At 68.6% G+C, this 13,178-nt stretch carries 11 protein-coding genes; 9 read left to right on the forward strand and 2 right to left on the reverse strand.

All coding sequences use genetic code 11. The features are described from left to right. Nucleotides 1–275: 275 nt before the first annotated feature. Both aspS and QM721_RS12805 read left to right on the forward strand, forming a co-directional pair. Nucleotides 276–2,093, forward strand: coding sequence for an aspartate--tRNA ligase (aspS, locus tag QM721_RS12800; RefSeq protein ID WP_415122586.1), 1,818 nt, complete (start codon nucleotides 276–278; stop codon nucleotides 2,091–2,093). Between the two features lie 556 nt (nucleotides 2,094–2,649). Beyond that, nucleotides 2,650–2,838 (forward strand): hypothetical protein, encoded by a 189-nt coding sequence (locus QM721_RS12805; RefSeq protein ID WP_415122588.1) that lies wholly within the window; start codon nucleotides 2,650–2,652, stop codon nucleotides 2,836–2,838. A 67-nt stretch (nucleotides 2,839–2,905) separates the two neighbouring features. Here QM721_RS12805 and QM721_RS12810 read toward each other — a convergent pair whose 3' ends face one another. Then, entirely contained in the window at nucleotides 2,906–3,568 is a 663-nt protein-coding gene (locus tag QM721_RS12810) for a PadR family transcriptional regulator (protein ID WP_415122590.1), read from the reverse strand. A 182-nt stretch (nucleotides 3,569–3,750) separates the two neighbouring features. On the opposite strand from QM721_RS12810, the gene QM721_RS12815 reads away from it, so the two are divergent. After that, the gene (locus QM721_RS12815) at nucleotides 3,751–5,097 is read left to right on the forward strand and encodes a replication-associated recombination protein A (protein ID WP_415122592.1); all 1,347 of its coding nucleotides are present in this window, start codon (nucleotides 3,751–3,753) and stop codon (nucleotides 5,095–5,097) included. A gap of 474 nt (nucleotides 5,098–5,571) precedes the next feature. Here the strand turns inward: QM721_RS12815 and QM721_RS12820 are convergent, their stop codons facing one another. Next, nucleotides 5,572–6,921, reverse strand: coding sequence for a 6-phospho-beta-glucosidase (locus QM721_RS12820; RefSeq protein WP_415122594.1), 1,350 nt, complete (start codon nucleotides 6,919–6,921; stop codon nucleotides 5,572–5,574). A 258-nt stretch (nucleotides 6,922–7,179) separates the two neighbouring features. Between QM721_RS12820 and QM721_RS12825 the strand changes: the two genes are divergently transcribed. From QM721_RS12825 to QM721_RS12850, 6 genes are all read left to right on the forward strand, one after another. Next, nucleotides 7,180–7,560 carry a DUF948 domain-containing protein gene (locus tag QM721_RS12825; protein ID WP_415122596.1) on the forward strand — a complete coding sequence of 127 codons (381 nt, stop codon included), beginning with the start codon at nucleotides 7,180–7,182 and terminating at the stop codon, nucleotides 7,558–7,560. Continuing rightward, nucleotides 7,560–7,838 (forward strand): DUF6167 family protein, encoded by a 279-nt coding sequence (locus QM721_RS12830; RefSeq protein ID WP_415122598.1) that lies wholly within the window; start codon nucleotides 7,560–7,562, stop codon nucleotides 7,836–7,838. Before QM721_RS12825 ends, QM721_RS12830 begins: the two co-directional genes overlap by 1 nt. Nucleotides 7,839–7,881: 43 nt before the next feature. Then, nucleotides 7,882–10,539, forward strand: coding sequence for an alanine--tRNA ligase (alaS, locus tag QM721_RS12835; protein WP_415122600.1), 2,658 nt, complete (start codon nucleotides 7,882–7,884; stop codon nucleotides 10,537–10,539). 152 nt (nucleotides 10,540–10,691) lie between these two features. After that, nucleotides 10,692–11,177, forward strand: a complete 486-nt coding sequence (gene ruvX / locus QM721_RS12840) for a Holliday junction resolvase RuvX (RefSeq protein WP_415122602.1) — start codon at nucleotides 10,692–10,694, stop codon at nucleotides 11,175–11,177. Nucleotides 11,178–11,193: 16 nt separating this feature from the next. Then, a complete protein-coding gene (gene mltG, locus QM721_RS12845; RefSeq protein ID WP_415122604.1) occupies nucleotides 11,194–12,336 on the forward strand; it encodes an endolytic transglycosylase MltG in 1,143 nt (380 codons plus the stop codon). Continuing rightward, nucleotides 12,333–13,172 (forward strand): shikimate dehydrogenase family protein, encoded by an 840-nt coding sequence (locus tag QM721_RS12850; protein ID WP_415122606.1) that lies wholly within the window; start codon nucleotides 12,333–12,335, stop codon nucleotides 13,170–13,172. The genes mltG and QM721_RS12850 overlap by 4 nt, the downstream gene beginning before the upstream one ends. The last annotated feature ends 6 nt before the right edge of the window (nucleotides 13,173–13,178 follow it).

The following is a 13,178-nucleotide window of genomic DNA, read 5'->3' on the forward strand; positions in this document are numbered from 1 at the left end:
TGACCAGCGACAATCAGTTTCCTCAGGGTGTGGGCGGTCGCTTGAGGAAACGCTGGCTGTTTCGCTGGCCGAGCCTGTCGAGGCCTCGAATATGCCGCTCCGGCAAGGAGTTTCGGCAAGCTCAACCAGCGGTTGGCGCATTGATCAGCACCTCCTTGTGCGAGGGCGCCGCGCCGTTTCGCCTCGCGCCGTTTCGCCTCGCGCGCGACCGGCGACCTACAATCTGAGGTCGCGCCTCGCACCGTCTATGCGGGGGCAGAGAAAGGAACATCGTCATGCTGCGGACCCATACCGCCGGAACCCTGCGCGCTTCCGACATCGGAGCGACCGTCACTCTCGCCGGCTGGGTGGGCCGGCGTCGCGATCATGGCGGTGTCGCCTTCATCGATCTCAGGGACGCCTCGGGCGTCGTCCAGGTCGTCGTCCGGGACGAGGTGCTGGCGGCGTCCGGCGCCCACGAACTGCGCAACGAGTACTGCATTCAGGTGATCGGCGAGGTCGAGGCGCGCCCCGAGGGCAACGCCAACCCCGACCTGCCGACCGGTGAGATCGAGGTCGCGATCCGCGAACTCGAGGTGCTCAACCCGTCCGCGCCGCTGCCGTTCCAGATCGACGAACGGGTCAGCGTCGGCGAGGAGGCCCGGCTCAAATACCGCTACCTCGACCTGCGCCGTCCGGCCCCGGCCCGGGCGATCCGGCTGCGCTCCCAGGTGAACGCCGCCGCCCGCCGGGTGCTCGAGGCCCGCGACTTCGTCGAGATCGAGACCCCGACGATGACCCGCTCCACCCCCGAAGGTGCCCGCGACTTCATCGTGCCGGCCCGGCTCGCGCCCGGCTCGTGGTACGCCCTGCCGCAGTCGCCCCAGCTGTTCAAGCAGCTGCTGATGGTGGCCGGCATGGAGCGCTATTACCAGATCGCCCGCTGCTACCGGGACGAGGACTTCCGCGCCGACCGGCAGCCCGAGTTCACCCAGCTCGACATCGAGATGTCCTTCGTCGATCAGGAGGACGTGATCGCCCTCGGCGAGGCGCTGGCCAGGGAGATCTGGTCGCTGATCGGCGTCGACCTGGATGCTCCGTTCGCGCGGCTCACCTACGCCGAGGCGATGGACTCCTACGGCTCCGACAAGCCCGACCTGCGCTTCGAAGTGAAGCTTACCGAGCTGACCGCGTTCTTCGCCGATACCCCGTTCCGGGTCTTCCAGGCGCCCTACGTCGGTGCGGTGGTGATGCCCGGTGGGGCGTCCCAGCCGCGGCGCACCTTCGACGCCTGGCAGGAGTGGGCCAAGCAGCGCGGCGCCCGCGGCCTGGCCTACGTCACCATCGCCGAGGACGGCACCCTGGGCGGCCCGGTCAGCAAGAACATCGCCGACGGCGAACGCGCCGGCTTGGCGTCCGCCGTGGGGGCGAACCCGGGTGACTGCATCTTCTTCGCCGCCGGCGCCAGGTCGTCCTCGCAGGCGCTGCTGGGCGCGGCGCGCAACGAGATCGCCAAGCGCTGCGACCTGATCGACGAGAATGCCTGGTCGTTTGTGTGGGTGGTGGACGCGCCGCTGTTCAAGCCCGCCGGCGATGCGGTCGCCGAGGGCGACGTTGCCGTGGGTGCCGGCGCTTGGACGGCCGTCCATCACGCCTTCACCTCGCCGCAGAACCTCGACACCTTCGACACCGACCCCGGCAATGCGCTGGCGTGGGCCTATGACATGGTGTGCAACGGCAACGAGATCGGCGGCGGCTCGATTCGTATCCATCGCCGCGACATTCAGGAGCGGGTGTTCAAGGTGATGGGGCTGGGTGAGGAAGAATCCCAGGAGAAGTTCGGATTCCTGCTCGACGCGTTCAAGTTCGGCGCGCCCCCGCACGGCGGCATCGCGTTCGGCTGGGACCGGATCGTGGCACTGCTGTCGAAGTCGGAGTCGATTCGCGACGTGATCGCCTTTCCCAAGAGCGGCGGCGGCTACGACCCGCTGACCGGTGCGCCGGCACCGATCTCGGTGCAGCAGCGCAAGGAGGCCGGCGTGGACGCCAAGCCCACCGCCAGCCCGGTCGTCCAGCCCTCGACCCCGACGACAGCCGAGCCCGCTCACCCCTGATCGGGTCGGTTCGATTCGCTTCGTTCGGCGGGTCTGCGACGCTGCCTAGATTGCTGGCACACCAACGGCAATACTCCGGCCCGCCTAACGATTGCGAGATGTTGCGGAAGCGCTCGCTTTCGCTGGTCGAGCGTGTCGAGACCCCGAATATGCCGCCCTGGCAAGAGGTTTCGGCAAGCTCACCCACCGGTTGGCGCATCGATCAGTACGTCCTCAGCGCAGCAGCACCCTCGACCGCCGCTGCGTTCGCGGCGTTGTATCGGGCGAATCGATCGCCGGCCCGAACGTCTCCCGGCGCCGGCCGGCGTCAGCGCCGCATAGTGCCTCGTGGCGAGGCCGGGACCGCAGCGAGGCTCCGAGTGCTGGTTCTATCAGGGTCTCGAGCCGGCGTACGAGAGTCACCGGCTCGCTTGAGCCGACGCCCTGATGGTGGGCAACCCTGACGGCGACCACCGCAAATTGCTGATCGGCGTGATCGCGCGCGTGGCGGGGCCACGGAGCAAGCGGGGGCAACGCGCGGGGGCGGGCGGCGAGCGCGTTGCGGCTTCCCGTGCAGGTGAACGAGAAGCCTGTCGTCCACGTCTACCGCTACGACCCACACGCCTACGACCTGCTGGTCTGGACGGACGAGGAGGCAGATCATGCTGGCGGTGTCACGCAGGCCCAGTTCCTTCGGACGCAGGTGGCCAGCGAGCCTCCCGGCGGGCCGAACGGTGCTGACCAGGCGGGCGCCCGGCGCCGGTAGCAACGCCGACGCAACGACGAGGGGCCGTCCGATCGCTCGGACGGCCCCTCGGGTTCGGGCTGGAGGGTCAGCGCAGGTCGTCACCGTTGTGCATCTCGCCTTCGGCCAGCAGCCCGTAGAGCTTGCGCTTGGTCTCGGCCAGCAGTTGACCAGCCCGCTCCTGCTGGGCGGGGCTGCCGTTGCGGGTCAGTTCCTGGGCCGCCATCGCGAGTCCGCGGAACTCGCCCCACAGTGCCTTCATGGCCTCGGGGTGCAGTGGTGCGTTCTCGGCGTTGAAGGTCTCCCACGGCTTCTGGCCGATCTCGGCGGCGGCGGACCGTCCTACCTCGGTGAGCCGGTAGGCCTTGGTGCCCTCGTTGTCGAACTGCTCGATCAGGCCCTCGTCCTCAAGCTGGGCCAGTGCGGGGTAGATCGCGCCGGGGGACGGCTTCCATCCGCCCTCGGTGTGCTCCGCGAGTCGCTGGATCATCTGGTAGCCGTTCAGTGGCTCGTCCGCTAGCAGGGCTAGTACGGCCTGCCGTACGTCGCCACGGCGGGCGCGGCCGCGCCCACGACGACCCATCGGGCCGCCGAAGCCGGGGCCGGGGCCTCCGAAACCGGGGCCGAAACCGGGGCCACCGAAGCCGAAGCCGCCGCGGGCAGGCCCCTGGCCGAAGGGGCCGCGCTGGGGGCGGCCCTGATGTCCGCGACGCTGGCGCGGACCGTTCTGATTGAATTCGTCGTTCCTCATGATCGGAACTCCTTCCGTAAGTGTTGCGTTGCGTCAACGATATATCGCGAGTGTTTGTATTGCAAGTGAGTGTGAAAAGTTCGCACGCGTGGCATCGTTGGCGCCTGGCTGAGGCGTGCGCATCGCCAAGCGTGCGAACTTTTCACACCGGGGTCTGGCCGGCCACCCGTACACTCGGCGCGGTGGAGGATCTGTTCGGGCACGACGACACGCCGGCCAAACCAGGCGGTTCGCTGAGCACGCCCAGCGCCGACGCGCCGCTGGCCGTACGCATGCGCCCGCGCACCGTCGACGAGATCGTCGGGCAGCAGCACCTGCTCGCGGCGGGCTCGCCGCTGCGGCGGCTGGCCGAAGGCGACGCGGCCATGTCGGTCTTTCTGTGGGGGCCGCCGGGGGTGGGCAAGACCACCATCGCCTCGGTGGTGTCGCAGTCGGGCAACCGGCGCTTCGTCGAACTCTCGGCGGTCACCGCAGGCGTCAAAGAGGTGCGGGCCGAGCTCGACGCGGCCCGGCGCGAGCTGGCGCGTGGTCGCTCGACGGTGTTGTTCGTCGACGAGGTGCACCGGTTCAGCAAGGCGCAGCAGGACGTGCTGCTGCCGGCGGTGGAAAACCGGCTGGTCACGCTGATCGCGGCCACCACCGAGAACCCGTCGTTCTCGGTGATTGCGCCGCTGTTGTCGCGCTCGCTGCTGCTCACCCTCAAACCGCTCACCGATGCCGACCTGGGCACGCTGATCGATCGGGCGCTGACCGACGAGCGCGGGTTGGGAGGGCGTGTCACGCTGAGTGACGAGGGCCGGGCTGACCTGCTACGGCTGGCTGGCGGCGATGCGCGGCGGGTGCTGACCTACCTGGAGGAGGCTGCGGCGGGGGCGACCACCGACGGCGCTGCCGAGATCACGTCCGAGGCGATCAGCCGTGCCGTCGACCGCGCAGCGGTGCGCTACGACAAAGACGGCGACCAGCACTACGACGTGATCAGCGCCTTCATCAAGTCGATGCGGGGCTCGGACGCGCAGGCGTCCCTGCACTGGCTGGCTCGCATGCTCGAGGCCGGCGAAGACCCCCGGTTCATCGCGCGCCGGCTGGTGATTCTGGCCAGTGAAGACATCGGTTTGGCTGCGCCATCGGTGCTGCAGACCTGCGTGGCCGCCGCGCAGGCCGTGCAGTTGATCGGCATGCCCGAGGCCCGGATCAACCTTGCCCAGGCGGTGATCACCTGCGCACTGGCACCCAAGTCGAACGCGGTGATCGTGGCCGTCGACGGCGCCCTGGCCGACGTGCGGGCCGGGCGGGTCGGCCAGGTGCCCGCACACCTGCGCGACGCGCACTACCCGGGGGCCAAGAGCATCGGTCACGGCAAGGGCTACCAATACGCCCACGATCACCCGCACGGGGTCGCCGCCCAGCAGTACCTGCCCGACGAGTTGGCCGGTGCCCAGTACTACCGGCCCACCGACCATGGCGCTGAGGCGGGATTGGGCGACCGGATGGCCACCCTCGACAATCTGCTCGGGCGGCAGTCGTGAGTCTGAGCGCCGGTTCTCGCACGCCGCTGAACCGAAGAGAACCGTCCCCGGCCTGAGCGATCTCCTCATGCAGCGCTGATTCTTGCTGGGCTTGTGAGACCTTGGACGCACCGCCCGGACCAGGTATTCGCTGTAGCTCAACCGGTGGTGGTCAGGTCGAACGCTGGTCGAGCGTGTCGAGACCTCGAACGGATTGCTCTCACGACGGGTTTCGACGTAGCTCAACCAGCGGTGGAGGTGTCGATCAGCGTTTCCTTAGGGAAGCGTCGGTCTCTCGCTGGTCGAGCGTGTCGAGACCTCGAACGGATTGCTCTCACGAGGGGTTTCGACGTAGCTCAACCAGCGGTGGAGGTGTCGATCAGCGTTTCCCTAGGGAAGCGTCGGTCTCTCGCTGGTCGAGCGTGTCGAGACCTCAGATTGCGTGCCTTCACTAGGGGTTTCGACAGGCTCAACCAGCGGTGGCTGTTTTGATCGTTAGCGCAGGTAGGCCAGTTGTGGGAAAGCGGTGCGGTAGGCCGCCAGCAGGGCCGACGCCACCGCCGCCGAGTCGACCAGCGGGTGATGGGTCAGGGCCAGCCGGGCGGCGCGCGCCGAGCCGGTGGTGGCCGCCTCGATCGTCCAGCGCTCGACCTGTTTGACGGTGGTGACCAGCCCCTGGGCGTGGCCGGGCAGCGACCCGAGCGGCAGCGGGTGCACGCCGCCGCCGTCCACCCGGCAGGGCGCCTCGATCACGGCATCGTCGGGCAGGTACGGCAGCCGCCCGGCGTTGGGGGTGTTGAGAATCAGGGTGGTCCCACGATCGGTGGCGACCGCTCGCATAATGGCCAGTGCCACCCCCTCGTAGCCGCCGGAGACCAGGTCGATGGCGTCTCGCTCGAAGCCGCCGGCAGCGGCCCGGTTCGTTGCGCCGTAGGTCCGTTCGCGCTCCAGGCGCGCGGCCTGCCAGGCGGCCAGGGCCGCCGGTGGGTCGGCGGGGCAGTCGGCGTAGAAGCGGCGCTGCTGTGCGGCCAGGAACGCGCCTCTGGAAGTGGAACCGTCCCTGGGTTCGGCCGCAGGCCGGGGCCGGCCTGCGGCCAGCGCTTCGCGCCGAAAGTAGAACCAGTGCAGGTACTCATTGGGCAGCGCACCCAGGTCGGCGATCAGTTCGGGGCCGAAAAGCCGACCTTCCTCGAACCTCGCCAGCCGGGCCGGATCGGCGATCAGTTCGGGCAGCCGGTCGACGCCACCACAGCGCAGCGCGGTGAGCCAGCCCAGATGGTTGAGGCCCACGTAGTCGGGCACGGTGTCCGACGGGTCGAGGTCGAGCGCCGCAGCAGCGCGGCGGGCCAGGGCGATCGGCGAGTCGCAGATGCCCACCACCCGCGCATGAACCGCCGCCAGCGCCTCGGTGACCATGCCGGCCGGGTTGGTGAAGTTGATCAGCCAGGCGCGTGGAGCGACCGCGCGCACCGTGCGGGCGAGCTCCAACGACGCCGGAATGCTGCGCAGCGCGTAGCTGACTCCGCCGGCTCCCACCGTCTCTTGGCCGATCACGCCGTGCTCGGCCGCGATGCGTTCATCGAGCACCCGGCCCTCGACACCGCCCGACCGCAACGCCGAGAACACCAAATCGCTGCCCGCTAGCGCCGTGGCGGGGTCGGTGTGCAGGGTGTGTCGCAGGCGGCTCTTCGGGCCGCCCTGGGCGGTGAGCACCCGATTGATGACGGCCAGCCGGTTCGGGTCGACGTCGAGCAGTGCCACCTCGTCGATCAGGTCGTCGGCCAGTAGGGCGGCGTGCACCAGCGGCACCCGAAAGCCGCCGCCGCCGACGATGGTGAGCTTCATGCGCCCAGCGTAGGGAAGCGCTGATCAACGTGCCCATCGCTGGCTGAGGGTGTCGAAACCCTTGCCGCAGTGGCTGGTCTGGGTCTGGACGAGTTCGACCGGCGATTGGTCAGTGTTTTCCCAGGCAAGCGGAGACCAGTGAGCAGGGGCGGCGCTGATCGCCGTCCGGCCGGCGTGCGAGCTGGCCCGTCCGGGTGGAGGGCTGCGGCAGGTGCGTTAGGCTGCGTCAGACACCATCACGATGTGAAGGAACCCACCATGTCTGTTGGAGAGATCGCCGGCTTGATCGCAGCCATCGCCGCTGTGGCGCTGGTTGCTTTCTGTGCGGTTCCGCTGCTCAAGCTCGGCCGGGTGCTCGAAGAACTGCGGCTCGCCGTGCGTGATCTCGGGCACTCCTCGGTGCCGATCCTGCACGAGCTGAAGAGCACCGTCACCGCGACCAACGATGAACTGAGCAAGCTGAGTCTGGTCACCGAGGACGCATCGAAGGTCACGAGGCAGGCTGTGGTGGTGAGCGAGAATGCAGCGCAGCTCTCCACCCTGTTCTCGGCCACCCTGGGTGGCCCCCTGGTCAAGACCGCCGCCTTCACCTTTGGCGTGCGCCAGGCGGTCAAGGGCGCCCGCAGGGTGAAGCGCTGATGCGCCGCCGATTGTTCTGGTTCGCCGTCGGCGTCGGGGTCACCGCCCTGCTGGTGGTCAAGGGCCGCGAAATCTATGAGCGGTTCACCCCCAAGGGCGTCACTGAGCAGGTTGAGAAGACGGCCCGCAGCGCCCAGGCCAGGGTCACCGAGTTCTTCGACACCCTGAGTAGCGCAATGAACGAACGCGAAGCCGAACTGCGCGAGGCTCTGAGCCTGGACGAGACCGGCCTTCCCGCGCAGGAGGGCACTCCCGTCCAGGAGAGCGACCGAAGCTGACCAACCCGTCGGCACCCGCCGGCACACCCGATCGGACAACAACATGAAAACCGCCGAGATCCGGCGTCGCTACATCGACTTCTTCGTGCGCAATGGCCACACTGAGGTGCCGTCGGCGTCCCTGGTCTACAACGACCCCACCCTGCTCTTCGTCAATGCCGGCATGGTGCCGTTCAAGCCCTACTTCACCGGTGCCGAGGACGCCCCGTTCAAGCGCGCGGTCAGCGTGCAGAAGTGCGTGCGTACTCTCGATATCGAAGAGGTGGGCAAGACCACCCGGCACGGCACCTTTTTTCAGATGAACGGCAACTTCGCCTTCGGCGACTACTTCAAAGCAGACGCCATCGCCTTCGCCTGGCAACTGGTCACCGGCAGCGTCGACGACGGCAATTACGGCTTCGACCCCGACAAGGTCTGGGTAACGGTCTACCTCGACGACGACGAGGCCGAGTCGCTGTGGCGCGGGGTCGGGGTGCCGGCGGCGCACATTCAACGGCGCGGGCTGAAAGACAACTACTGGCACATGGGCGTTCCCGGCCCGGGCGGGCCGTGCAGCGAGATCTACATCGACCGCGGCCCCGAATTCGGCGCCGAGGGTGGCCCGGTCGTCGACGAGGACCGGTTTCTCGAGATCTGGAACCTGGTGTTTCAGACCGAGGAACTGCGCGCCGTCCGGGCCAAGGACGATTTCGACGTCGCCGGACCGCTGCCGGCCAAGAACATCGACACCGGCATGGGCCTGGAGCGCACCGCGTACCTGTTGCAGGGCGTGGCCAATATGTACGAGATCGACGAGATCTTTCCGGTGATCACCAGGGCGGCCGAGTTGGCCGGCACTAGCTACGGAGCCGATGCCCAGGCCGACATCAGACTGCGCGTCGTCGGTGACCACGTCCGTTCGGCACTGATGCTGATGACCGACGGTGTGACCCCCGGCAACGAGGCGCGCGGCTACGTGCTGCGGCGGCTGCTGCGCCGGTCGATCCGGTCAATGCGGCTGCTCGGCGTGCACGACCCGGTGCTGCCCGAACTGCTGCCACTGTCGAAGTCGCTGATGGAGGCCAGCTACCCCGAGATCGGCACCCAGTGGCAACGGGTCTCGCAAACCGCCTACGGCGAAGAGGACGCGTTCCGCCGCACCCTTGAGGCCGGCACCCGGATCTTCGACCTCGCCGCATCCGACGCCAAACAGGGCAGCTCGGGGGTATTGGCCGGTGACAAGGCGTTCCAGTTGCACGACACCTACGGGTTCCCGATCGACCTGACCCTCGAGATGGCCGGCGAAGCGGGTCTCGAGGTTGACCAGCGGCAGTTCCGCACCCTGATGCAGCAGCAGAAGGACCGGGCCAAGGCCGACGCCCGGGCCAAGAAGGGCGGCGCGGTCAGCACCGAGGCGTACCGCACCCTGCGCTCGTTGGGTGAGACGCCGTTTCTGGGGTTCACCGAGCTGTCGGTCGAGTCGGCGGTACGCGGCATCGTCTCCGGCGGCACGCTGGTCGACGTCGCCCGGCCGGGCGACGTGGTCGAGGTGGTGCTGAACCAGACCCCGTTCTACGCCGAGGCGGGTGGCCAGGACGCCGATCACGGCGTGCTGAGCGGCACCGGCCTGCAACTGGACGTGCTCGACGTGCAACGCCCGATTCAGGGCCTGGTGGTGCACAAGGTGCTGGTCAACGAGGGCGAGCTGACCGCCGGCCAGCAGGTGCTGGCCCAGGTTGACGCGTCCGCGCGGTTCGCCGCCAGCCAGGCGCACACCTCTACCCACATCGTCAACGCGGGCCTGCGCCAGATGCTCGGCGAGGGCACCCACCAGGCCGGCTCGTACAACAAGCCCGGCTACCTGCGCTTCGATTTCAACGCCAACCAGGCGCTGTCGCCGGCCATGCGCAGCGAGTTGGAGAGCATCGTGAATGCCGCGATCCGCGACGACTTCGAGGTGACCGCTCGCGAGTTGCCGCTCGATGAGGCGAAGGCACTCGGCGCCCAGGCGATGTTCGGCGAGAAGTACGGCAACGTGGTGCGCATGGTCGAACTGGCCGGCCCATGGTCGCGCGAGCTGTGCGGCGGCACGCACGTGCGGCGTACCGCGCAGATCGGCCTGGTGAACCTGCTCGGCGAGCAGTCGGTCGGCTCCGGCATCCGGCGGGTCGAGGCGCTGGTCAGCGCCGACGCCTTCGACCGGTTCGCGTCCGAACGGGCCCTGGTCGCGACGCTGTCGGACACCCTGAAGACTCAGCCCGACCAACTCGCCGACCGGGTCGAGAAACTACTGGCGCAGCTCAAGGCGGCCGAGAAGACCATCGAGACCTACCGCACCCGCGAACTGCTGGCTGCCGCTGCCACGCTGGCCGCGAAGGCGGTCACGGTGGCCGACGGCATCCGGGTGGTCGCTGAGCAGGTGGCCGGTATCAGCGGTGGCGACCTGCGGACGATGGTCCTCGACATCCGTTCGGCGCTGGGCTCGGAGGCGGCCGTGGTCGCCCTGGTCGGCGGCACCGATGCCAAGCCGGTGATCGCGGTGGCCACCAACGAGGCGGCCCGGGGGCACGGAGCCAAGGCCGGTGCGCTGGTGGGCATCGGCGCGGCCCAGTTGGGTGGTCGCGGCGGCGGCAAGGACGATTTCGCGCAGGGTGGTGGCAGCAACGGCGCCGCGGCGGCGGAGGCCGTCCGGGCCGTCCGGGCTGCGGTGGCGGCCCTTTGACCGGGGACGAACCACAGCTCACGTCCACGCCGGGCGAGCCGTCGGAGGTTGGGCCGTCTGAGGCCGAGCTCGTCGAGACTTCTGTCGCGGGTGCCGGCAGTCTCGACCGCTTCGATCCACGGCCGGCCGAGGGTCTCGACAGGCTCGACCGAGTGGGTGCCGAGGGTGTCGGCAGGCTCGATCAGCGGGGCTTTCGCCGCGGCGTCCGGCTGGCGCTGGACTGGGGCAAGGCCCGGATCGGGGTCGCCGCCTGCGACCCGGACGGCACCCTGGCCTACCCGGTCGAGACCGTCCCCACCCAGGCGGCCACCCGACGGCTGCCGCAACTGCTCGCCGAATACGAACCGATTGAGGTGATCGTCGGCCTGCCGCGCACCCTGGCCGGTGACGAGGGCCCGGCCGCCGGCTACGTGCGCGCCCAGGCCTCCGCCCTGATCGAGGCGAACCCGCAGGTCAGCTGGCGGTTCAGTGACGAGCGGCTGACCACCGTCGAGGCCGGCCGGCGGTTGCGCAGTGCAGGCCGAGACGCCCGCCGCCAGCGCGCCGTCATCGACCAGGCGGCGGCCGTGGCAATCTTGGAGCAGGCGTTGGCCGTCGAGCGTGCCACCGGCACGGCGCCGGGTGAACCGGGGCGATGAGCAAAGGATTGTTGTAATGGCGAAGCTGTTCCGTGAACTGCGAGACCCCGAGACGGGCCGTTGGGTGCCCAAGGAGGTCTGGTACCGGGTGCGGGGTGCGGTCGCGGTGCTGCTGTCGCTGGCGGTGCTGCTCGGCGGCGGCTGGCTCGTCTACGGCAAGGTGCACGATGCCTGGATGGCCTACCGCACCATCGACGACTACATCGACCCCGAGGGTGCCGCCGACGTCACCGTCGAGATTCCCCAGGGCGCCTCGACCAACACGATCGCCGACATTCTGGTCGCCGCCGACGTGATCAAGACTGCCAAGGCCTTTCAGTCCGCAGCCAGCAACGACCCGAACGTCCGCAAGATTCAGTACGGGCTGTACCGGCTGCGCACCCAGATTCCGGCCAAGACCGCGCTCGAGATGCTGCTCGATGCGAGCAACCAGATCAAGAACCAGTTCCAGATCAGTGAGGGCCTGCGGCTCTCGCAGGTGATCGCCACGCTGGCCAAGGCCACCAAGGTGTCAGAGACGGACTTCAAAGCCGCGCTGAAGAAACGTGAGCAGTTCAGCCTGCCGAGCTGGATCGGCACGAGCAACGAGGGCTTCATCTTCCCCGACACCTACAACCTGCCGCTCAAGCCCACCGCCGCGAACGTGCTGAAGCTGCCGATCAACCAGTTCAAGAAGGTCCTGGACGATCTGGCTTTCGAAGATCGCGCCAAGGCGTTGGGCTATAAGCCCTACGACGTGTTGATCGTGGCCAGCATCATCGAGCGCGAGGTGTTCCGGTCAGAAGACCGGGCCAAGGTGGCCCGGGTGTTCTACAACCGGTTGAAGAAGGGCATGCCGCTGCAGTCCGACGCCACTGTGGCGTACGCGGTGAAGAAGACCGGCACCATCTGGACCACCTCTGCCGAACGCAAGGTCGATTCGCCCTACAACACCTACAAACACAAGGGCCTGCCGCCGGGGCCGATCACGGCTCCCGCCAAGGCAGCCCTTGAGGCGGCGGTGAGCCCCGAAGAGGGCGACTGGCTGTACTTCGTGCCGATCAACCTCGACACCGGCGAGACCGTGTTCTCGACCACCTACGAAGACCACCTGAAGGCACGGGCACAGCTCGAGAACTGGTGCCTGCAGTCGGCCGAGAACAAGAAGAAGTGCTCGTGACCCCAGGGCACAACCGCCCCCGGGCCGCCGTTGTCGGCTCACCGATCGCGCATTCGCTGTCGCCGGTGATTCAACTGGCCGGCTACGCCCACCTCGGGCTCGATTGGGGGTACGAGCGGATCGAACTGCGCCCCGACCAGTTCGACGGCTTCATCGACGGCCTGGACGACTCGTGGCGAGGGCTCAGCGTCACCATGCCCTTGAAGGAGCGGGCGGCGGCCTGCGGCCTGCCCGATGACGACGTGGTGCTCACCGGCGCGGCCAACACGGTGGTGTTCGGCGAGCAGCGCCGGGTGTACAACACCGACACCCTCGGCCTGGTCGACGCGATGGCGGCTGAGGGTCTCGCCGTGCGGGTGGGCACGGTGATCGGCAACGGTGCCACCGCCCGGTCGGTCGCGGTCGCACTGGCGCGCGGGGGCGTCCGGCTAATCGAGGTGCAGGGCCGTAACCCTGAGCGGTTGCGGGCCTTTCGCGATTGGGCCGAGGGTTCGCTGGGCGTCGAGGTGCAGCCGCGCAGTCTGGGAGCACCGCTCGATCCGGCCACAGAGGTGTTGGTGTCGACGGTGCCCTCTGCCGCCCTGAACACCCACCTCGACACCCTGGCGGTGGAGTTCTGCCCGGCGCTGCGCGTCGTCTTCGACGTGATCTACCACCCTTGGCCGACCCCACTGGCCGGGCGAGCCGCTTCCGCAGGCCTGAGAGTGCTGAGTGGGCTCGACCTGCTGGTGCACCAGGCGGCGCACCAGGTGCGGCTGTTCACCGGCAGCGAGGTGCCCGTCGCGGTGCTGATGTCTGCCGTACGGGCAGAACTGCAACGGCGCGGTGCCTCGTGAAACACT

The organism is Micropruina sp. (assembly GCF_047602085.1).
Lineage (GTDB): Bacteria > Actinomycetota > Actinomycetes > Propionibacteriales > Propionibacteriaceae > Micropruina.

Excerpts from the sequence above, each read along its gene's own strand:
- aspS (WP_415122586.1), top strand. The coding sequence starts at position 276 with ATGCTGCGGACCCATACCGCCGGAACCCTGCGCGCTTCCGACATCGGA.
- QM721_RS12810 (WP_415122590.1), bottom strand. The coding sequence starts at position 3,568 with ATGAGGAACGACGAATTCAATCAGAACGGTCCGCGCCAGCGTCGCGGA.
- QM721_RS12820 (WP_415122594.1), bottom strand. The coding sequence starts at position 6,921 with ATGAAGCTCACCATCGTCGGCGGCGGCGGCTTTCGGGTGCCGCTGGTG.
- QM721_RS12825 (WP_415122596.1), top strand. The coding sequence starts at position 7,180 with ATGTCTGTTGGAGAGATCGCCGGCTTGATCGCAGCCATCGCCGCTGTG.
- QM721_RS12830 (WP_415122598.1), top strand. The coding sequence starts at position 7,560 with ATGCGCCGCCGATTGTTCTGGTTCGCCGTCGGCGTCGGGGTCACCGCC.
- alaS (WP_415122600.1), top strand. The coding sequence starts at position 7,882 with ATGAAAACCGCCGAGATCCGGCGTCGCTACATCGACTTCTTCGTGCGC.
- mltG (WP_415122604.1), top strand. The coding sequence starts at position 11,194 with ATGGCGAAGCTGTTCCGTGAACTGCGAGACCCCGAGACGGGCCGTTGG.